This window comes from Streptomyces sp. 2-1 (assembly GCF_048564895.1).
Lineage (GTDB): Bacteria > Actinomycetota > Actinomycetes > Streptomycetales > Streptomycetaceae > Streptomyces > Streptomyces phaeochromogenes.
Window position 1 is genome coordinate 7,691,422 of the sequence record NZ_CP183383.1, and the last position, 19,548, is coordinate 7,710,969.

At 71.2% G+C, this 19,548-nt stretch carries 19 protein-coding genes; 8 read left to right on the top strand and 11 right to left on the bottom strand.

Annotated elements, in window-relative coordinates; all coding sequences use genetic code 11:
• Positions 1–39 precede the first annotated feature (39 nt).
• Entirely contained in the window at positions 40–1,377 is a 1,338-nt protein-coding gene (locus tag ACN20J_RS33915) for a hypothetical protein (protein ID WP_362301501.1), read from the top strand.
• 168 nt (positions 1,378–1,545) lie between these two features.
• Here ACN20J_RS33915 and ACN20J_RS33920 read toward each other — a convergent pair whose 3' ends face one another.
• The 3 genes from ACN20J_RS33920 to ACN20J_RS33930 form a co-directional block, all read right to left on the bottom strand.
• Positions 1,546–2,331 (bottom strand): S1 family peptidase, encoded by a 786-nt coding sequence (locus tag ACN20J_RS33920; protein WP_189843618.1) that lies wholly within the window; start codon positions 2,329–2,331, stop codon positions 1,546–1,548.
• A 240-nt stretch (positions 2,332–2,571) separates the two neighbouring features.
• The gene (locus ACN20J_RS33925) at positions 2,572–3,339 is read right to left on the bottom strand and encodes a response regulator (protein WP_419667474.1); all 768 of its coding nucleotides are present in this window, start codon (positions 3,337–3,339) and stop codon (positions 2,572–2,574) included.
• Positions 3,336–4,964 carry a sensor histidine kinase gene (locus ACN20J_RS33930; protein ID WP_419667475.1) on the bottom strand — a complete coding sequence of 543 codons (1,629 nt, stop codon included), beginning with the start codon at positions 4,962–4,964 and terminating at the stop codon, positions 3,336–3,338. Before ACN20J_RS33930 ends, ACN20J_RS33925 begins: the two co-directional genes overlap by 4 nt.
• 155 nt (positions 4,965–5,119) lie before the next feature.
• Here ACN20J_RS33930 and ACN20J_RS33935 point away from each other — a divergent pair, with 155 nt between their 5' ends.
• From ACN20J_RS33935 to ACN20J_RS33945, 3 genes are all read left to right on the top strand, one after another.
• Entirely contained in the window at positions 5,120–6,064 is a 945-nt protein-coding gene (locus tag ACN20J_RS33935; protein ID WP_419667476.1) for an ABC transporter ATP-binding protein, read from the top strand.
• Positions 6,065–6,126: 62 nt separating this feature from the next.
• The gene (locus ACN20J_RS33940; protein WP_419667477.1) at positions 6,127–7,659 is read left to right on the top strand and encodes an ABC transporter permease subunit; all 1,533 of its coding nucleotides are present in this window, start codon (positions 6,127–6,129) and stop codon (positions 7,657–7,659) included.
• Positions 7,656–8,459: an ABC transporter permease subunit gene (locus ACN20J_RS33945; RefSeq protein WP_419667478.1), complete on the top strand. Its 804-nt coding sequence runs from the start codon at positions 7,656–7,658 to the stop codon at positions 8,457–8,459. Before ACN20J_RS33940 ends, ACN20J_RS33945 begins: the two co-directional genes overlap by 4 nt.
• Before the next feature lie 62 nt (positions 8,460–8,521).
• On the opposite strand, the gene ACN20J_RS33950 is transcribed toward ACN20J_RS33945, so the two are convergent.
• From ACN20J_RS33950 to ACN20J_RS33965, 4 genes are all read right to left on the bottom strand, one after another.
• Positions 8,522–9,019 (bottom strand): N-acetyltransferase, encoded by a 498-nt coding sequence (locus ACN20J_RS33950; protein ID WP_419667479.1) that lies wholly within the window; start codon positions 9,017–9,019, stop codon positions 8,522–8,524.
• Between the two features lie 39 nt (positions 9,020–9,058).
• Positions 9,059–10,285 carry a Cmx/CmrA family chloramphenicol efflux MFS transporter gene (locus tag ACN20J_RS33955; protein ID WP_419667480.1) on the bottom strand — a complete coding sequence of 409 codons (1,227 nt, stop codon included), beginning with the start codon at positions 10,283–10,285 and terminating at the stop codon, positions 9,059–9,061.
• A 269-nt stretch (positions 10,286–10,554) separates the two neighbouring features.
• Positions 10,555–10,899 (bottom strand): hypothetical protein, encoded by a 345-nt coding sequence (locus tag ACN20J_RS33960; RefSeq protein WP_419667481.1) that lies wholly within the window; start codon positions 10,897–10,899, stop codon positions 10,555–10,557.
• A 74-nt stretch (positions 10,900–10,973) separates the two neighbouring features.
• On the bottom strand, positions 10,974–11,516 hold the full coding sequence (locus ACN20J_RS33965) for a hypothetical protein (RefSeq protein WP_361890520.1): 543 nt from the start codon (positions 11,514–11,516) through the stop codon (positions 10,974–10,976).
• Between the two features lie 85 nt (positions 11,517–11,601).
• Here ACN20J_RS33965 and ACN20J_RS33970 point away from each other — a divergent pair, with 85 nt between their 5' ends.
• On the top strand, positions 11,602–12,237 hold the full coding sequence (locus tag ACN20J_RS33970) for a YdeI/OmpD-associated family protein (RefSeq protein ID WP_419667482.1): 636 nt from the start codon (positions 11,602–11,604) through the stop codon (positions 12,235–12,237).
• A 119-nt stretch (positions 12,238–12,356) separates the two neighbouring features.
• Here ACN20J_RS33970 and ACN20J_RS33975 read toward each other — a convergent pair whose 3' ends face one another.
• Positions 12,357–12,968, bottom strand: coding sequence for a YceI family protein (locus ACN20J_RS33975; protein ID WP_189843609.1), 612 nt, complete (start codon positions 12,966–12,968; stop codon positions 12,357–12,359).
• 205 nt (positions 12,969–13,173) lie between these two features.
• Here ACN20J_RS33975 and ACN20J_RS33980 point away from each other — a divergent pair, with 205 nt between their 5' ends.
• The 3 genes from ACN20J_RS33980 (at position 13,174) to ACN20J_RS33990 (ending at position 17,494) form a co-directional block, all read left to right on the top strand.
• The gene (locus ACN20J_RS33980; protein WP_419667483.1) at positions 13,174–15,492 is read left to right on the top strand and encodes a polysaccharide lyase 8 family protein; all 2,319 of its coding nucleotides are present in this window, start codon (positions 13,174–13,176) and stop codon (positions 15,490–15,492) included.
• 154 nt (positions 15,493–15,646) lie between these two features.
• Positions 15,647–17,239, top strand: a complete 1,593-nt coding sequence (locus ACN20J_RS33985; protein ID WP_189843607.1) for an acyl-CoA carboxylase subunit beta — start codon at positions 15,647–15,649, stop codon at positions 17,237–17,239.
• A gap of 60 nt (positions 17,240–17,299) precedes the next feature.
• On the top strand, positions 17,300–17,494 hold the full coding sequence (locus ACN20J_RS33990) for an acyl-CoA carboxylase subunit epsilon (protein WP_189843606.1): 195 nt from the start codon (positions 17,300–17,302) through the stop codon (positions 17,492–17,494).
• 402 nt (positions 17,495–17,896) lie between these two features.
• Here the strand turns inward: ACN20J_RS33990 and ACN20J_RS33995 are convergent, their stop codons facing one another.
• From ACN20J_RS33995 to ACN20J_RS34005, 3 genes are all read right to left on the bottom strand, one after another.
• Positions 17,897–18,478: a GTP-binding protein gene (locus ACN20J_RS33995; RefSeq protein ID WP_026248371.1), complete on the bottom strand. Its 582-nt coding sequence runs from the start codon at positions 18,476–18,478 to the stop codon at positions 17,897–17,899.
• Positions 18,459–19,040 (bottom strand): DUF742 domain-containing protein, encoded by a 582-nt coding sequence (locus ACN20J_RS34000; protein WP_055614001.1) that lies wholly within the window; start codon positions 19,038–19,040, stop codon positions 18,459–18,461. The genes ACN20J_RS33995 and ACN20J_RS34000 overlap by 20 nt, the downstream gene beginning before the upstream one ends.
• Before the next feature lie 92 nt (positions 19,041–19,132).
• Complete coding sequence (locus ACN20J_RS34005; RefSeq protein ID WP_033321188.1) at positions 19,133–19,546, bottom strand: roadblock/LC7 domain-containing protein; 414 nt, start codon at positions 19,544–19,546, stop codon at positions 19,133–19,135.
• Positions 19,547–19,548: the final 2 nt, after the last annotated feature.

Here is a 19,548-nt window from a genome sequence, read left to right on the forward strand (position 1 = left end):
GAGGTTCGTTTTCGGTCACGCAGGAGTAGCTTCGAAGGTATGAAGGCCGCACAGACCCTCAGGCTAGGACTCTCCGTACTCCTGATCGCGTTCGCGGCCTTGGCGGTGCTGTCCGTCGGGGCCACGGGCGCCCACGCCGCGACGGACGTCTCGACGGTCGCCGACGCCCTGAAGAAGAGCCCCGTGTACGTCGACCCGTCGATGTCCGGGCAACTGTCGTCGGCCGACGCCGACGCCCTCGCCGAGAAGATCGAGAGGGCCGACAAGCCGGTCTTCGTCGCCGTACTCCCCTCGGACTTCCCGAAGCAGGACCTCTTCCGGAACCTGCGCACCGCGACCGGCATCACCGGCCTGTACGCGATCCGGCTCGGCGACGCGTTCGACGCGAGGGCCGACTCCTCGGTCCTGTCGCAGGACGCCACGAAGAACCTCGTCACCAGCGTCCGGGGCGAGGACACGAAGACCCAGCTCGACGACTTCACCGACCGGGCCCTCGCCAACGTCGGCGGTTCGGCGCCCAGCGGCTGGAGCGAGGGCGGGGGCGGCGTGGACACGGGCGCCCTGATCGGGGCCGGCGCGGTGATCGTGGCGGGCGGCGCCGGCGCGTACACCCTCGTGCGCCGCAACCGCCGCCGGAAGGAGGCGGAGCGACAGGCCGCGCTCGACAAGCTGCGCGTCGTCGTCGACGAGGACATCACCGCCTTCGGCGAGGAGCTCGACCGGCTCGACTTCCACCCCGCGGAGGCGGGCGCGGACGACGCGATGCGCGCCGACTACGAGCGCGCCCTCGACTCCTACGACAAGGCGAAGTCCTTCATGGCCGCGGCCACCCGCCCCGAGGAGGTGCGTGCGGTCACCCAGTCCCTGGAGGACGGGCGCTTCTCGCTCGCCGTGCTCGCCGCACGCCGCGAGCACCGGCCCGTCCCCGAGCGCCGGGCCCCCTGCTTCTTCGACCCGCGCCACGGCCCGTCGGTCGCCGACGTCACCTGGACGCCGTCGGGCGGGGCATCCCGCGAGGTGCCCGTCTGCGCCGCCGACGAGGTCCGTCTCGCCGAGGGCCACGACCCCGCCGTCCGCGAGGTCGACACGGACTCCGGCCGCCGCCCCTACTGGGAGGCGGGCCCGGCGTACGGCCCCTGGGCGGGCGGCTACTTCGGCGGCGGCATCCTGCCCGGCCTCCTTGTCGGCACGCTGCTCGGCTCCATGATGGCCAGCCCGTCGTACGCGGCCGACTACGGCTCCGGGTACGGGAACTTCGGCGGCGGAGGGTACGAGGGCGGGGACGTGTCCGGCGCCGACTTCGACTCCGGTGACTTCGGCGGCGGCTTCGGAGGCGGTGACTTCGGGGGCGGCGGGGACTTCGGAGGGGGTTTCTGAACTCCGGCCCAACTCCGGCTCACGGCCGAGTCGTTCATCCTTCGGTGGTGCGGAGCCCTTCGGTGTGCGGAGTCCTTCGGAGGTCCGGAGCCCTTCGCAGGTGCGGACACAGGCCCGGCGCTGAGCAGCGCCGGGCCTGTGGAGGTCGTACGGGAGATGGAGCGGGCGTCAGAGAGTCGCTGCCGCTGCCGTGATGGCCGAGGCGAAGGTCGAGACCTCGGAGTAGACGCCGGGCGCGTTGGGCCGGGCGCAGCCGATGCCCCAGCTCACGATGCCGACCTGGATCCACGCGTTGGCGCTGTCCCGGCGGAACATCGGGCCGCCGGAGTCACCCTGGCAGGTGTCGACACCGCCGGCCGCGTATCCGGCGCAGATCTCGTCACCCGCGACGAGGCCGCTGTAGCCGCTGTAGGTGCGGCAGGTGGCGTCGCTGACGAACGGCACGGTCGCCTTGAGCATGTACCGCTGCTGGGCGCCGCCCTCGGAGGCCGAGCCCCAGCCGGCGACGGTGAAGGTGCCGGTGTTGTACTGCGTGGTGGTGGCGATCTTCAGGGTGGCCTGGGTGGTGATGGGCGAGGCGAGCTTGATGAGCGCCCAGTCCTTGCCGTTGCCGTTGTAGCCGGGGGCCCGGTACACGTAGGTGGACCTGACCTGGACCCGGCCGGTGGTCGACTGGAGGTCCACGACACCGGCGGTGGCCGTGATGCTGGTGTTGGCGCCGGTGCCGCTCACACAGTGCGCGGCGGTGAGCACGATCTGCTGGGTGAGCAGGGAGCCGCCACAGCCCATCGAGAGCCGGACCATGAACGGGAACTCGCCCTGCGCGGCGCGGGTTCCGCCGACCACGGGCGCGGGGGCGGCCTGGGCGTTGGACACGGGCTGAAGGCTGACGACCGCGAGGGCGGCCGCACCGGCGACCGCGCATCTCTTGAGGGCCTTGATGAGGTTCTTCAACGTGATGCCTTCCGTGGGGGGTTGACATGCGAGCTGGTGGAACCGGATGCGGGTGCGGCAGAAATGGCAGGCACATGCCAAGGAATGCGACAAATAATCGCGTTTGCTGGCATGAGCCGGTCAATTTCTGTTGAGGGATTATGTGAACGCTGTGAGCGCCGCCACAAGGGGTGAAATTCGGCCGCCCCTATCCGGTCAGGCCGATTCCCGTGCCCCGCTCAGGCCGAGTCCGTGGTCCGGTCAGGCCGAACTCCCGGCCCCCGGTACGACCAGTCCCGTCTCGTACGCCATGACCACCGCCTGGGTCCGGTCGCGCAGCCCGAGCTTCGAGAGCACCCGGCTGACGTGCGTCTTCACCGTCTCCTCGCCCACGTGCAGACGCCCCGCGAGCTCGGGATTGGACAGCCCCTCGGCGAGCAGCCGCAGCACCTCCGACTCGCGCGGAGTGAGGACCGCGAGCGCGTCCCGGCGCGGCGCCCTGGGCTTCAGCCGGGCGAACTCCGCGATCAGCCGGCGCGTGACCCCGGGCGCCAGCAGGGCCTCCCCGGCCGCGACCACACGTACGGCGTCGAAGAGCCGCTCCGCCGTGACGTCCTTGAGGAGGAACCCGCTCGCTCCGGCGATGAGGGCGTCGTACACGTGCTCGTCGAGGTCGAAGGTGGTGAGGATCAGCACGCGGGGCGGCTGTGCGGGCCCGGCGTCGCCCATCAGCTCCGCGGTCGCCTGGATGCCGTCCGACACCGGCATCCGTACGTCCATCAGCACCACGTCGGGCCGCTGCTCGCGGCAGACGCGGACCGCCTCCGCGCCGTCCCGCGCGGTGCCCACGACGGTGAAGTCCGGCTGGGTGGCGAGGAGTCCGGCGTATCCGGCGCGCACGACCTCGTGGTCGTCGGCCACGACGATTCGGACGGGGTGGGGTTGGGTCGGTACGTCGGCCGCCGTCGCGGCGTTCGTCTCGGCGACCGCTTCGGGTGCGTCTCCGGGAGTGGCTTCGGGGGGCGTCATGCGAGGGCCTCCGCCCGTACGGGGAGGCGTGCCTCGACCAGGAAGCCGCCGCCGGGTGCGGGGCCGGTGCGCAGGGTGCCGCCCACGGTGGCCGCGCGTTCGTGCATGCCGAGGAGGCCGTGTCCCACGCGGTCACGGGCGGCGGCGGGGTCTGTCGGGTGCGCGGGGTGCCCGGGGCCGTTGTCGCGTACGCGGAGCTCCAAGTCGTCCGTCCCGTACCGGAGTTCTACGTCGACGGCGGCACCCGGCGCGTGTCGGCGGGCGTTCGTCAGGGCCTCCTGGACGATGCGGTAGGCGGTGACCTCGATGCCCGGGTCGAGCGGGGTGACCGTGCCGCTGACGATCAGCCGGGTACGGGTGCCCGCGGCGTCCCGGGAGTCGTCGACCAGCTCCATCAGCTGGCGCAGGCCCGGCTGGGGGCGTCGGGTGACCCCCACGTCCGCGTCCTCGCGCAGGACTCCGAGCAGCCGCCGCATCTCCATCAGCGCGGCCCGTGCGGTGTCCCCGATGGCGAGCAGCCGGGTGGCGCCGTCGGCGGGCAGCCCCTGGGTGGTCAGCCGGGCGGTCTCGGCCTGTACGGCGATCATCGAGATGTGGTGGGCGACGACATCGTGCAACTCCCTTGCGATACGGGCCCGTTCACCCCGTGCCGCGTGTTCGAGCAGGGTGTCGGCGAAGGCCCGTTCCGTGGCGCTGTGCGCCTGCGCGGCCGTCCGTACGTGCCGGGTGATGCCCGTGGCTGCCGCGGCGGAGGCGAGCGTGGCGACCAGGACGGCCACGACGCGGACGGTGGAGTCGGCGGGGTCGCCTGCGGCGGCGAGCGCGAGACCGACGTACGGCAGCACGAGCACGCCGCTGAGCAGGGGCGTTCCCGCCCGGCCCAGCGCATGGACGGTGACCAGCTGGGCCGCCGCCCCCGCGAGGGTGAGGGCGCGGAAGGGTTCCAGGGCCAGGACACAGGCGGTCGTGAGCGCGATAGCCGCGGTGCCGCGGATCGGCGCCCCGCGCTCCGGCACGAGGACGAACCCCACGGGCAGCGTGGTGCACAGCGCGAGCAGAAGGGCGAGTGCGAGATTCCCGCGCAGCCCGGCAGCGCGGACCAGGATCTCGACGGAGGCGAGCACCGCGAGACCGACGGAGAGCACGACGGGGGAGAGGGGCCCGGAACCGACCGCGCCTACGGCACCGGCGGAGAACAGGGTCGAGGAGCGGGGGCGCGAGGCGGGGGAGAGGCGGCGCATCGCTCGGCCGAGAGCGGGTACGCCACGGCCGGGGGCGGGTGTGCCGTGGCCGATGGCCGGTACGCCGTGATCGAGGGCGTCTGTGCCGCAGCGGTCGAGGGTGTCTGCGCCGCCGCGGTCGCGTGAGCGCGTGTCTGCGCGGGAGGCGGCGGCCCGGCGCAGCCCAGACGGCCAAGGTCGATGCAGCCCCGACGGCCAAGGTCGCCGCAGCCCCGACTGCCGGGGTGGGCGCAACCCCACCGGCCATGGCTGAGGCAACCCCAACGACCAAGCCGGACAAGGGTGTTCCGCGGGCCCGGGGACCGCCCGCCCCGCCGTCACCTTGTCCGCGTCGCCCGCGTCGCCCGCGTCGCCCGCGTCGCGCGCCTCGCCCACCTCGTCCACGTCCGCCATTCTGCCGCCGCCCGCGCCGGACCGCGTCCCCCAGGTCAGCAGTGCTGTGTCCCTCGCGCGGGGGATGCCGTCCCCCGGGCCAGGGGCGGCGAAGACTGCTCCCGGGCGGGACGACTCCGCACGCCACGGTCCCTAGCCTCGCTGGCATGGACGCAACCATCGAAGTCCGGGACCTTCGCAAGAGGTTCGGGCAGACCGTCGCCGTGGACGGGCTCTCCTTCACGGTCGAACCGGGCCAGGTCACCGGCTTCGTCGGCCCCAACGGGGCAGGCAAGTCGACGACCATGCGGACCGTACTCGGCCTGGACGCCCCCGACGCGGGCCACGCCCTCATCGGCGGGCGCCCCTACCACGCCCTGCGCACCCCGCTGTTGGAGGTCGGCGCGCTCCTCGACGCCGCCGCGCTGCACCCGGCCCGCCGTGGCCGCGACCATCTGCGCTGGCTGGCCCACTCGCACGGCCTGCCCATGCGCCGGGTCGACGCGGTCCTCGAACAGGTCGGCATGGAACAGCCGGCCCGCCGCAGGGCGGGCGGCTACTCGCTCGGCATGCGCCAGCGCCTCGGCATCGCCGCCGCGCTCCTCGGCGACCCGCCCGTGCTCCTCTTCGACGAACCGGTCAACGGCCTCGACCCCGAGGGCATCCAGTGGATCCGCGGCCTGCTGCGCCGACTGGCCGCCGAGGGCCGGGCGATCCTCGTCTCCAGCCATCTCATGAGCGAACTCGAGGACACCGCCGACCACTTGGTCGTCATCGGCCGAGGCCGCCTGATCGCCGACACGGCCGTCGCCGACCTGCTGGCCGCCGCGTCCGGCGACCGAGTGGCCCTGCGTACGAGTGCGCGTACGGAGGCGATGGAACTGCTCGCCCACAAGGGCGGCACGGTCGCGGTGACCGGCCGCGACACCCTCACCGTCACCGGTCTGCCGCCGGAACGGATCGTGGCGCTCCTCACCGAGGCCGGGATCGCGTTCGCGGAGGTGGGCTCGCACCGGGCCACCCTGGAAGAGGCGTACATGGAACTGACCCGGGACTCCACGGAGTTCGTCTCCACGGAGTTCGTCTCGGTGGACGGCGAGGGCGCGCGATGACGTCCTCCTCGACACCGCCCTCACCCGCGCCCTCACCCACTCCCTCGACACCTCCGGCGCCCGTGCCGAGGACCCCGTACAGGTCCCAACTCCAGCCGGGGCGGGACGGATTCGTCCGGCTGCTGCGCGCGGAGTGGAGCAAGTTCTGGACCGTACGGAGCTGGCTGCTGGTTCTCGTGCTGGCCGCCGCCGCGACGGTCGTGATCTCGCAGCTCGGCGCGAGCGGCTCCGTCACCGACTCCAACGGCCAGGTCCGTATCGTCTCCGCTCCCGACGGCACCCGTGTGGACGACACCTTCCGCTTCGTCCACCGGCCGCTCGCCGGGGACGGCAGTGTCACGGTCCGGGTGTCCGGCCTCGAGGGACGCGAGGGCAGGTCCCCGGAGCCGTGGGCGAAGGCAGGCGTCATGGTCAAGTCGAGTACGAAGCAAGGCAGTTCGTATGTGGCCCTGATGGTGACCCCGGACCACGGCGTCCGTATGCAGTGGGACTTCACCCACGACGAGCAGGGCTCGTCCTCCGGTGCGCGCTGGCTCAGGCTGACCCGCTCGGGCCCGGAGCTGACGGGCTACGAGTCGCCGGACGGCCGTGAGTGGACGAAGATCGCGACCGTCCGACCGGCGGACCTGCCGAAGTCGGCCCGGGCGGGACTCTTCGTCGCCACCCCGCCGCACACCACCCTGCGCCGCTCCTTCGGCGGCACCTCCGCGACCGCGGGCGTCGCGACCGCGACGGCGGACTTCGACCACGTGGAACTGCGCGGCAGCGCCGCCGACCCGTCCTGGACCAGCACCGACGTGGGCGCCCCCGACCCGGACGACCCGGACCTCCCGGCGTCGGGCCCGGCCCGGCCGATCCCCGGCAGTACGAAGGTCACCGGCGCCGGTGCCTTCACGGTCACCGGGCAGGGCGACATCGCCCCGGACCAGACCGGCGCCGACACCGTCCAGATGAGCTTCCAGGGCGTCTGGGTGGGTGTCCTGTTCATGGTGGCGCTCGGCGCGCTCTTCATCACCGCCGAGTACAAGCGCGGCATGATCCGTACGACGTTCACGGCGAGTCCGCGCCGGGAAAAGGTGCTGGCGGCGAAGGTCCTGGTGATCGGGGGAGTGACGTTCGCCGCGGGGCTCGTGGCGGTGGCCGTGGCGTTCCCGCTCGCCCAGGACACGCTGCGCTCCAACGGCTTCAAGCCGCCCGCGTTCCCGGATCTGTCGATGCTGGAGGGGGCGGCCCCGCGGGCGGTCGTCGGCAGCGCGCTCCTGCTGTCCCTGGTCGCGGTCCTCGCCCTGGCCGTGGGCACGCTGCTCCGCAGCAGCGCGGGCGCGATCACCGCGGTGGTGGTCCTGGTGATCCTGCCGCAGATCCTGGCGTTCGCCCTCCCGCTGCCGGCCGCCGAGTGGCTGCTGCGGCTGACCCCGGCGGCGGCCTTCGCGATCCAGCAGGGCGTCACCCGCTATCCGCAGGTGGACAGCAACTGCCTGCCGGAGAGCGGCTGTTATCCGTTGGCACCCTGGAACGGCCTTGCGGTGCTGGGTGCTTACGTGGTGGTGGCGCTGGCCCTCGCGGTCTGGCGCCTGCGCAGGAGGGACGCGTGAGCCGCCGGAGGGCGCTCCGCCCGCTGCACGCCGAGTGGACGAAACTCCGTACGCTGCACAGCAGTTGGTGGCTGCTGGCGGCGACCGCGGTCCTCACGCTCGCGGTCGGCGCGGCCTCGGTGTCCGCCGTCGGCACCGGAGCGTGCCCGTCGGCTGCCGACTGCCACGAGGACACGGTGAAACTGAGTCTGACGGGCGTCTGGCTGGGCCAGGCGACGGCCCTCGTCCTCGGCGCGCTGTCGATGGGAGCGGAGTACGGCACGGGCACGATCCGCACGACACTGACGGCGATGCCGCACCGGATGTCGCTGCTGGCGTCGAAGGCGGCGGTCCTGGCCGCCATGACGGCGGCGGCGGGAACGGCGGCGGTCCTGGGTTCCCTCTACGCGGGCCGGCTGATCCTCCCCGGCAACGGCTTCACTCCGGAGGCGGGCTACCCGCTCCCGTCCCTGGCCGACGGCCCCACGCTCCGAGCCGCCTTCGGTTCGGTCCTCTGCCTGACCCTGACAGCCCTGCTCGGCCTCGGCCTCGCGGCCCTGCTGAGGGACAGCACGGGTGCCATCACGACGGGCCTCGGCCTGCTGTACGCGGTCCCGCTCCTGGCCGACATCCTGGGCGACCCGAGCTGGCAGAACCGTCTCGAACGCTGGGCCCCGATGCCGGCGGGCCTCGCCATCCAGGCCACCCGAGACCTCGCCCGCCTCCCCATCGGCCCATGGCCGGGCCTCGGGGTGCTGGCGGCGTACGCACTCGGGTTGCTGCTGGTGGCGGGGGCGGCCTTCAGGGCGCGGGACGCGTAAAGCCTTGGTGGCAAAGCCAGTTGAACGGCTCAGCGTCAAAGCCAGTTGAACGGCTCAGCGGTTCAGTCGGCCAGATCCGGCAGCGCCAGCCATTCCTTCCACGACAGGTCCCGCCCGATGAACCGCGGACGCTCGAAGGGCCATGCCTCACCGATCCAGCGCGGCACGAGCTCGTCGAGATCCCGCTCCAGAGCGGTCCCCACCTGCTCGTCGACGACCCACCAGGAGATCTCGGCATCGGCGCCGGCCTTCTCCGGCGGATCGATGTAGACGCACCCGTACTCGACGCTCTCCGCCTCGTCGAACAACACGTAGTTGAACGACTCGTGAGCGGCGATCTCGGCCTCGTGCCGCTCCAGGTCGGCCAGGTTCGCCTCGTACGTGATCGTGGCGGCGGGCCATCCCCAGGCCTCCCCGAAGATGGACCACAGCCGCTCCCGGGACCCCATCACCGTCGGGTAGTCGATCGCGGCGTCGCTCCCGGTGATCGGCCGCAGATGGAGCCCGCCGGGCACGTCGACGTGCGGCGGATGGACGAAGTCAGCGGGCAGCCAGGTCATGCCCGGAGGCTAACCGGCTGCCCGCCGACCCGCACCGGGTTATTCCGTGTGCTGTCCGAGGGGGCGTCCGTTGCCGTCGGAGTGGAGGCCATCCGCGTGGGCGTCGGAGCTCACGCGGACCGCGAAGACCCCTGTTCGCCGAGCGGCCCCTCCCACCGCCAGGGCGAGCCCCACCAGCACGACACTCACCCACACCGGCGAGCGGTACCCAAGCCCCGCCGCGATCGCGAGCCCGCCCAGCCACGGCCCGAGCGCCCCGCCCACGTTGAACGCGGCCGTGGCGAAACCGCCGGCCAGGGTCGGCGCGCCGGCCGCCTCGTACAGCACCCGGGAGATCAGCGTGGACCCGACGCCGAACGACAACACGCCCTGTACGAAGGCGAGTACGACCGCCGCCACCGGGTTCCCGGCGGTCAGACCGAGGAGGCCCCACCCGACGAGCAGGGCCACTCCGCCCCCGACGAGGACCCGGCCGGGCCGGGCATCGGCGATCCGCCCGGCGACGGCGACCCCGACGAACGACCCGAACCCGAAGAGCGCGAGCACGAGGGGCACCCAGGTCTCTCCGAGCCGGGCGACGGAGGTGACGATCGGTGCGAGATAGGTGAAGGTGCAGAAGGTGGCCCCGTTCACCAACGCCCCGAGAAGCAGGGCCACTTGGAGCCGGGGCGCGCGAAGTGCCCGCACCTCGTCGCGCACACTCGCGTGTGCCGCCTCGGACACCCCGCCCGGCACGGACCGTACGATCGCGAAGAGGGCGGGCACGGACAGGACGACCACGGCCCAGAAGGCGGCCCGCCACCCCCACAGCTGCCCGAGGACGGCACCTCCCGGCACCCCCGCCACACAGGCGACGGTGACCCCGCCGAGCAGCACGGACGTGGCCCGCCCCTTGGCATCGGCGTCGACCATCGCCACGGCCGTCACCACGGCGACCGCGAGGAACCCGGCGTTGGCGAGCGCGCCCACGACCCGGGTGACCAGCAGCACGGCGAAGCTGTCGGTGACCGCACCGACGACATGAACCACCAGGAAGACGCCCAGAAACCCCAGCAACGCCGCACGCCGGGACCAGCGTCGCGCGAGGACGGCCATGAGCGGCGCCCCCACGACCATCCCGGCGGCGAACGCCGAGGTCAGCGACCCGGCCGCCGGTACCGACACCCCCATCTCCCGCGCGATGTCCGGCACCAGCCCGGACAACATGAACTCGGAGGTCCCCTGTGCGAAGACAGCGAGCCCCAACAGATACAGACCGAACGGCATGACAGAACTCCGCACACCCGAAAACGAACATGACAGGCTGCACGGCGTTCCGGTGACGGGCACGGTGACGGTGACGGTGACGGTGAATGCGACTGTGGCGACAGGGACAGCGACAGCGGCAACAGCAACGGCAGGAGCGGGTACGCGCTTGACCGCGACGCTTCAGCCGGACATCCCGAGCAGCCACCGGAAAGCCGGTGGCCGGAGTCTTGACGCCTCGGGGCTGGACATGGGGGCGAGGCTAGCGACGCCCGACCGTCCCGGTCCACTCAATTGCCGGAGAACCTCTCCGCGAGGTCGCGATGCCAGTCCGCGGCCTGCTTCGCCTGAGCGCCGCTGATGGTCGATCCGGGCATGAGACCCAGGCGTTCGACCATCTCCGCGAGCCGCAGATGCTCTCGCCCCGCGTACTCACGGCAGGCGAGACACGTGACGCGATCCGGACGAGGAGAGGTCATCGCGTACGGCACCCGCAGCCCGCACCCCGTGTCGACAACACTCGGCAGGTCACCGACCAGCCCGAACGTGGCCGCCAGCACATTGCGGACAGCGGCGTCACCCCGGGCGACCTTCGCCTCGACATGGATGTGCGGATCATGACCGTGCTCGCCCACGTCTCCTCCTCAGGAACCCGACTCACGAACCGGCCTCACGAACCGGCCTCACGAACCCGCCTCACGTCTCCTCCTCACGACCCCGCCGAAGCCGGCTCGTCGAAGATCCACCGTCCCGAATGCCCCGGCGGAAGGGCCAGATCGTCGCGCACCGCGGAGTAGTACCGCTCCCGGGCCGCCCGTTGGCGGGCCAACAGGGCCGACCAGGCTTCGGGGTCGTGGACCCGGGTGTCCAGGAAGCGTTCCATCTCGATGACCAGGACGACCCACTCGCGCGCCCGCTCCACCACGTCCGGCGAGCCGAGCATCAGGAGCGCCTCGCCGACCGGATCGCGGGCTTCGAGGGCCGACGCCAGCTGGGGCGCCGCCTCCTCGGGGGAGAGGGGGTGCGGATGCGGGTCGTTGCCGAGGTGGGCGGAGACCCGGTAGGTCAGGGTCACGCTCTTCTTCAGGACGCGGGCGTAGTCGGAGTACACGGTGAGGCGTCGTTCCTCCCAGCGTGCCGTCCGCTCGCGCCGGAACCGGACCTGGTCCCCGCGCACGATCGCCAGGTACGAGCCGAGGGCGCCGACGACCACGCCTATCAGGGCGGGGAGTTGCTGTATGAACGCGGACACCGGCGCACAGTAACGCCAGAGTCCCGTACGGCCAACCGGCCCTTGTAGGACAAGAACTGTCCTAGTCCCGTCCTACGGTCTCCCCATGGACGGGACCTCCAGCAGCTCCGGCACCTCCCAGGCTTCCGGCACGCCCGCGGGCCCCAACACCCTCGCCGGCGTGGAGATCAGGGCCTTCAAGGACGTGGCGGACCTCGAAGCCTGGATGTCCGCCAACCCCGGGCTCCGCGGCGGCATCTGGCTGAAGATCGCCAAGAAGGGTTCCGGCCTGCCGTCGGTCACCATCACCGAGGCCCTGGACGTGGCCCTCTGCCACGGCTGGATCGACGGTCAGCGGCGGGGCCTCGACGACTCGTACTACCTGCAGAAGTACACCCCGCGCAGGCCCGGCAGCCTCTGGTCGATGGTCAATGTGCGCAAGGTCGAGGCCCTCACCGCGGCCGGCCGGATGCGGCCCCCGGGGCTCGCGGAGGTCGCGGCGGCGAAGGCGGACGGCCGCTGGGAGGCGGCGTACGAGTCGCAGCGGAACACCACGGTCCCGGACGACCTGGTCGCCGCCCTGGACCGCAGCCCGCGCGCGAAGGCCTTCTTCGAGGGGCTCGGCAGGACGGACCAGTACCTCGTCGTCCTGGGCCTGCTGAAGGCGAGGACGCCGGAGGTCAGGGCGGCCCGGCTGGAGAAGGCGGTCGCGGGGCTGGAGTCGGGGCGCCGGGCGCGGTGAGGCCCCGATACGCCTGAGCGCCCGCCTCCCACTCCCAGGGAATCCAGGGGAGCCGGACGACGGGCGCGCTCAGAGGGCAACCGGAGGTCAGTCAGTTGCGGGAAAGTACCTGAACCCGATCAGGCGGCGTTCTTGATCGCCGAGATGTCGAAGTTGAGCTTGATCTTGTCGGAGACGAGCACGCCACCGGTCTCCAGCGCCGCGTTCCAGGTGAGGCCCCACTCGGAGCGCAGGATCTCGGCCTTGCCCTCGAAACCGACGCGCTCGTTGCCGAACGGGTCCTTCGCGGCGCCGTTGAACTCCAGGTCGATGGAGAGCTGCCGGGTGGTGCCGAGGATCGTCAGGTCACCGGTGATGCGGTAGTCGTCGCCACCGAGGGCCTCGGCCTTGGTGGAGCGGAACGTCATCGTCGGGAACTCGTCCGTCTTGAAGAAGTCCGCGCTCTTCAGGTGACCGTCACGGTCGGCGGAACCGGTGTCGATGCTCTCCATCTTGACGTCGAAGGAAGCCGTCGACTGCGACGGGTCGGCACCGTCGAGGTGCAGGCTGCCGGAGAAGTCCTGGAAGCCGCCCTTGACGTTCGTCACCATGGCGTGACGGGCGACGAAGCCGAGCGTCGTGTGGGACGGGTCGATCGTGTACTCGCCGGTGAGCGCGGCAAGGTCGGGGTTCACGGCGGCGGGCGCCGCGGTGGTGCTGTCGGTCTTGTCCTTGCTGCCGAAGAGACCCATGACTAACTCCTTGAGGGGACGAGCCCGGCCCTGCGCCGAAGCTGTTTAACGTTCAACGACATCGACCATAGACCTATTCCTTACGGGTTTCAACTGAATGCATGGCGTGTCGCGCCGATTACACCCGGTTGCCATTGGTCTACTCCTAAGATCACCCGTTGCCCCTCTGGTGGGCACACGGACACCTCGGGCACCATCGCCAGGCATGACCCCCACCCGCCGTACGTTCCTCCTGGCAGCGGCGCTCACGGCGAGCCCGGTGCTCATGCCCACCACGTCCGCACACGCGGCCCCCGACGACGAGTACGACAGCCTGCGCCTCCGCTGGCTGGAGATCGCCCTCGGCGCCGGCTACGACCCGACCGCCGAGCCGTACGCCGCCCGTCTCGCCGAGACCGGCGAGCTGGCCCGCGGCTTCCGGCAGACCATGGCCCCGACCGCGACCTCCCTCTGGCCCGGTTACCCCTATGACCCGCCGACAGGCATCACCCAGAGCTACAGCCGCCTCTGGACGATGACGCAGGCGTACGTCCAGGAGGGCACCGGCTCCACCGGCGACACGGGCCTGCGCACGGACATCCTCCGCGGCCTCGACCACCTCTCCGCCACCGTCTACAACCCCTCCACCACCCGCTACGGCAACTGGTGGGAGTGGCAGATCGGCAGCCCACGCCTCCTCATGGACATCGTGGCCGCCCTCCACGGCGAACTCACCGCCGCGCGGATCGCCGCCGCCTGCGCGGCCGTCGACCACTTCGTCCCCGACTCGATGCTCCGCGACTACTCGGGCACCTCGACCGGCGCCAACCGCGTCGACCTGTGCCGCTCGGTCGCCCTGCGCGGCATCCTCGGCCGCGCCCCCGAGAAGATCGCACTCGCCCGGGACGCACTCTCACCGGTCTTCCCGTACGTCACGAAGGGGGACGGGCTGTACGCCGACGGGTCGTTCGTCCAGCACACCTGGGTCGCCTACTCGGGAACGTACGGACAGGTCCTGCTCGACGGACTCGGCCGCCTCTTCGCGCTGCTGGCCGGTTCGACGTGGGAGGTGACTGATGCCGACCGGCAGATCATTCTCGACAGCGTGGAAGGCGCCTACGCGCCCCTGATCCACGACGGACTGATGATGGACAGCGTCAACGGGCGTGCCATCAGCCGCGGTTACCTCAAGAGCGACGACCGCCACATCATGCGCAGCGACCACTTCCACGGGCAGGGCCTGATCGCCGCGATCGCGCTCCTCGCCCAGGGTGCGAGCGCGGCGGAGCGCGAGCGCTGGCACGCGAGCGTCAAGGGCTGGATCGAACGGGACACCGTCACACCCCTCCTGACGGCACCCCAGTTCGGCGTCGGCGACCTCGCCCGGCTGCACGCGGTCGCCGACTCGGCGGTCGAGGCCGCGCCCGAACCGGTCGGCCACCGCCTCTTCGCCGCCATGGACCGGGCCGTCCACCGCCGCCCCGGCTTCACCGCGAACATCGCCATGGCGAGCGACCGGATCGCGTACTACGAGTGCGGCAACGGCGAGAACCCGCGCGGCTGGCACACGGGCGCCGGAATGCTCTATTGGTGGGCTGGTGGTCCCAGTGACCAGTACACGGACTGGTACTGGCCGACCGTCGACTGGTACCGGCTCCCCGGCACGACCGTGTCCACCAAGCGGCTCGCGGACAGGGCGGGCGGCGAGTGGGGCGAGCCCAAGCCCGCCGTGCGCTGGGTCGGAGGTGTGACGGACGGGGAGTTCGCGGCCGTCGGACAGCATCTGAAGGGGCTCGGGTCGACCCTGGAGGCCCGCAAGTCCTGGTTCTGCCTCGCGGACACGATCGTCTGCCTGGGCGCGGGCATCACGGCCACCGACGGCGTCCCGGTCGAGACGGTCGTCGACAACCGCAACCTGGGGGAGGGCGGCACCCAGACCTTCGTACGGGGTCCCGGGTGGGCGCACCTCGAAGGCCACGGCGGCTGGGTGGTCCTGGACCGGTCCGCCCTGCACACCCTCCGCGAGGACCGCACCGGCGCCTGGTCCGACATCAACACCACCAGCACCACCGAGGCCCGGACCCGCCGCTGGCAGACCCTGTGGCTCGACCACGGCACGGACCCGGTGGACGCCACGTACGCGTACGCCGTCCTGCCCGGAGCCTCGCGCCGCACGGTCGCCGCCCGCGCGGCCGACCCCCACCGGCTGTCGGTCCTCGCCAACGACTCCGGTCGCCAGGCCGTGTCCGTGCCCTCCCTGGGCCTGACCGCCGCCAACTTCTGGCAGGCGGGCAGTGCGGGCCCGCTCACCGCCTCGGCCCCCGCGAGCGTGCTGGTCCGCCGCCGCGCCCGCACCGCTACCCTCTCCGTCAGCGAACCCCCGCGCACCGGAGAGGCCCTGGACATCGTCTGGGACCGTCCCGTACGCCGGGTCGTGCGCGCCGATCCCGGCGTCGAGGTACTCGCCACCGGACGCCGTCTGCGCGTCCGTGTCACTCCGGGGACGGCATGCGCCACGCATGAATGTGAGGTGACTCTCAGCTGACGGCTTTGTGCGACCCCTACAAGCCACACGCCCCCTGAGCAGTCGGATCGCCTGCATGCGGTCATGGTTCTGTTCAGGGCTACCAGTAAAACGGGCCGGAGACTGTACGGAGTCGACGGCCCGCTTTCCTTGGTGGGCTTCGTAAGGTCGCTACATGACCGTTTTGGACGAGACCGGATCCTCGGCAGGCGAACCCACCGACGCCCGCGGGCGCGTGGCCGAACTGCACGCGATCCGTGCGGAGGCTCTTCGCGGACCCAGTGACAAGGCGACCGCGGCGCAGCACGCCAAGGGCAAGCTGACCTCCCGGGAGCGGATCGAGCTTCTGCTGGACGCCGGCTCGTTCAACGAGGTCGAGCAGCTGCGCCGCCACCGGGCGACCGGCTTCGGCCTGGAGGCCAAGAAGCCGTACACGGACGGTGTGATCACCGGCTGGGGCACGGTCGAGGGCCGCACGGTCTTCGTGTACGCGCACGACTTCCGGATCTTCGGCGGCGCGCTGGGCGAGGCCCACGCCACGAAGATCCACAAGATCATGGACATGGCCATCGCGGCCGGTGCCCCGCTGGTCTCGCTCAACGACGGTGCGGGTGCCCGCATCCAGGAGGGCGTGTCCGCGCTCGCCGGCTACGGCGGCATCTTCCAGCGCAACACCCGCGCCTCGGGCGTCATCCCGCAGATCTCCGTGATGCTCGGCCCGTGCGCGGGCGGCGCGGCCTACAGCCCGGCCCTGACGGACTTCGTGTTCATGGTCCGCGAGACCTCGCAGATGTTCATCACGGGCCCCGACGTCGTCAAGGCGGTCACCGGCGAGGAGATCACCCAGAACGGCCTGGGCGGCGCCGACGTGCACGCCGAGACCTCGGGCGTCGCGCACTTCGCGTACGACGACGAGGAGAGCTGCATCCACGAGGTGCGCTACCTCCTGTCGATGCTCCCGCAGAACAACCGCGAGAACCCGCCTCACGCCGACTCCGAGGACCCCGCCGAGCGGCGTTCGGACGTGCTCCTCGACCTGGTCCCGGCGGACGGCAACCGTCCGTACGACATGACCAAGGTCATCGAGGAGCTCGTCGACGACGGCGACTACCTGGAGATCCACGAGCGCTGGGCCCGCAACATCATCTGCGCGCTGGCCCGGCTCGACGGCCAGGTGGTGGGCATCGTCGCCAACCAGCCGCAGAGCCTGGCCGGGGTGCTGGACATCGAGGCGTCGGAGAAAGCTGCGCGTTTCGTCCAGATGTGCGACGCTTTTAACATCCCGATCGTGACGCTTCTGGACGTACCGGGGTTCCTCCCCGGTGTCGACCAGGAGCACGGCGGCATCATCCGCCACGGCGCGAAGCTCCTCTACGCCTACTGCAACGCGACCGTGCCGCGGATCTCACTGATCCTCAGGAAGGCCTACGGCGGCGCGTACATCGTCATGGACAGCCAGTCCATCGGTGCCGACCTCACCTACGCGTGGCCCACCAACGAGATCGCCGTGATGGGCGCCGAGGGCGCCGCCAACGTCATCTTCCGCCGGCAGATCGCCGACGCCGAGGACCCCGAGGCGATGCGAGTCCGCATGGTCAAGGAGTACAAGGCCGAGCTGATGCACCCCTACTACGCGGCCGAACGCGGTCTGGTCGACGACGTCATCGACCCCGCCGAGACCCGCGAGGTACTCATCCGCTCCCTCGCGATGCTTCGCACGAAGCACGCCGACCTGCCCTCCCGCAAGCACGGAAACCCGCCGCAGTAGTAACTCGGCGGACCCACCGCGGCAACCCCGCGGACCCCTCTCTCACGGAGACTCACCCACATGGACATCCCTGATATTCGCGTCGAGAAGGGCCACGCCGAGCCCGAGGAAGTCGCCGCCATCACGGCCATCCTCCTGGCCCGCGCCGCCTCCGCCCCGGCCGCGGCCCCGACCCACCGAGGCCGCGCGAAGGCCGGCTGGCGCCGGCTGGAGCGAGAGCCGGGCTTCCGCGCTCCGCACAGCTGGCACGGCTAGGCTGCGCCGCTGCACCGCCCAGGCGTATGAGAAGGGCCCCCTCCCGGCGGAGGGGGCCCTTTCTCGTGCGCCTGGAGGCTGGGGCCCGTAGGCCTGGACGCCTGGGCGAGGGCCGTTCGTAGGGTGCGGGGTGCCTGGGGTTGCTCGCGCAGTTCCCCGCGCCCCTTAGAAGCTCCTGGGTGCCCCGTGTCTTTTAGGGGCGCGGGGAACTGCGCGACCAGCACAACACCCACCCGCAGCCGAAAACCGACGAGCACATACTCATCCGCAGCCGAAACCGACCAGCACCCACCCATCCGCAGCCGGAAGCGCAGACGGCTCTGGCAACACAAAAGTGGGCCCCTCCCAAATGGAAGGGGCCCACTTTTCGATTCGGCTGAGCGCCGCAGGCCTACCGCAGGCCTACCGCAGGCGGGCCATCAGGGCATGCTCCACCAGCGTGATGAGCGCCGACTTGGCGTCCGCGCGGTGGCGGGCGTCCGTGGTGATGATCGGGGTGTCGGGCCCGATCTGGAGCGCCTCCCGGACCTCGTCCGGGTTGTACGGCTGGTTGCCGTCGAAGCCGTTCAGGGCGATCACGAACGGCAGCCCGCTGTTCTCGAAGTAGTCGACCGCGGGGAAGCAGTCGGCGAGACGGCGGGTGTCGACCAGGACGATCGCACCGATCGCGCCGCGTACCAGGTCGTCCCACATGAACCAGAAACGGTCCTGGCCGGGCGTACCGAACAGGTACAGGATCAGGTCCTGGTCCAGGGTGATACGGCCGAAGTCCATGGCCACCGTGGTGGTGGTCTTGTCTCCCGTGTGGGTGAGGTCGTCGATGCCCGCCGAAGCGGACGTCATCACGGCCTCGGTACGCAGCGGGTTGATCTCCGAGACGGCCCCGACGAACGTGGTCTTGCCCACGCCGAAGCCGCCCGCCACCACGATCTTCGCGGACGTGGTGGAGCGGGAAGGCCCTCCGCTAGAGCTTGCGAAGTCCACTGAGCACCCTTTCGAGCAAAGTCACGTCTGGCTGACCGCCGGCGTTCTCGTCGCCGCCGGGCTGATGGATGGCGACCAGGCCCGCCTCCGCCAAGTCGGCGACGAGGATCCTGGCCACGCCGAGAGGGATCGTCAGGAGGGCCGAGATTTCGGCCACCGACTTGATCTCCCGGCAGAGGTTGCAGATCCGCTGATGCTCGGGCAGCTGGCCCTGCATCTGGTGCGGCTGCGCGGTGGTGTGCACCAGTGCCTCGATGGCGAGCTGATACCGAGGCCTGGTGCGGCCGCCCGTCATGGCGTAGGGGCGGACCAGCGGGTTGCTGGCGCCCCCCGCGGGCGACGGTTCGGGGGAGCGTCGCTGCGGCTGCACGGGCTGGATGCGCGGCGCCGGCGGCTGGTCGTACGGGGAGGGCCCGGGACCCTGGGGTGCGTAGGGCTGCTGGCGCCGCGGAGACGGTGCGGAGGGGAAGTTGTACCGGTTCGGCGAGTCGTTGCCGCCCTGGCCCTGGCCGGGGCCATAGGACCAGTTGCCCGAAGACGAACCGCCTGGGGGTGTTGCCACTTTCTCCTCCTCCGACTGTGCCGGGCCCATCAATGTGGAGCCGCGTCCCGAAACCTTACGGCCACGGGACGCCAAAACGCATCGCTTGTCTGCTAGTTGAGAAGGCTCCCCTGGAGCTCCGCACGCAGATCAGGCGTCAGAACCGTACCGGCACGGTCCACCAGAAGGGCCATCTCGTACCCGACGAGACCGATGTCCGCTTCCGGATGTGCGAGTACTGCGAGCGACGATCCATCGGAAATGGACATGATGAAGAGGAATCCCCGCTCCATCTCCACAACCGTCTGATTCACGCTCCCGCCCTCGAAGATGCGGGACGCGCCCGCGGTCAGCGAGGTGAGACCCGACGCGACGGCCGCCAGCTGGTCGGCACGGTCACGCGGGAACCCTTCGGACATCGCCAGAAGGAGTCCGTCGGCGGAGACCACCACCGTGTGCGACACCCCGGGGGTGTTGTCCACGAAGTTGGTGATCAACCAGTTCAGGTTCTGTGCCGCCTGGCTCATCG

Excerpts from the sequence above, each read along its gene's own strand:
- ACN20J_RS33915 (WP_362301501.1), top strand. The coding sequence starts at position 40 with ATGAAGGCCGCACAGACCCTCAGGCTAGGACTCTCCGTACTCCTGATC.
- ACN20J_RS33925 (WP_419667474.1), bottom strand. The coding sequence starts at position 3,339 with ATGACGCCCCCCGAAGCCACTCCCGGAGACGCACCCGAAGCGGTCGCC.
- ACN20J_RS33935 (WP_419667476.1), top strand. The coding sequence starts at position 5,120 with ATGGACGCAACCATCGAAGTCCGGGACCTTCGCAAGAGGTTCGGGCAG.
- ACN20J_RS33950 (WP_419667479.1), bottom strand. The coding sequence starts at position 9,019 with ATGACCTGGCTGCCCGCTGACTTCGTCCATCCGCCGCACGTCGACGTG.
- ACN20J_RS33955 (WP_419667480.1), bottom strand. The coding sequence starts at position 10,285 with ATGCCGTTCGGTCTGTATCTGTTGGGGCTCGCTGTCTTCGCACAGGGG.
- ACN20J_RS33970 (WP_419667482.1), top strand. The coding sequence starts at position 11,602 with ATGGACGGGACCTCCAGCAGCTCCGGCACCTCCCAGGCTTCCGGCACG.
- ACN20J_RS33975 (WP_189843609.1), bottom strand. The coding sequence starts at position 12,968 with ATGGGTCTCTTCGGCAGCAAGGACAAGACCGACAGCACCACCGCGGCG.
- ACN20J_RS33980 (WP_419667483.1), top strand. The coding sequence starts at position 13,174 with ATGACCCCCACCCGCCGTACGTTCCTCCTGGCAGCGGCGCTCACGGCG.
- ACN20J_RS33985 (WP_189843607.1), top strand. The coding sequence starts at position 15,647 with ATGACCGTTTTGGACGAGACCGGATCCTCGGCAGGCGAACCCACCGAC.
- ACN20J_RS33990 (WP_189843606.1), top strand. The coding sequence starts at position 17,300 with ATGGACATCCCTGATATTCGCGTCGAGAAGGGCCACGCCGAGCCCGAG.
- ACN20J_RS34005 (WP_033321188.1), bottom strand. The coding sequence starts at position 19,546 with ATGAGCCAGGCGGCACAGAACCTGAACTGGTTGATCACCAACTTCGTG.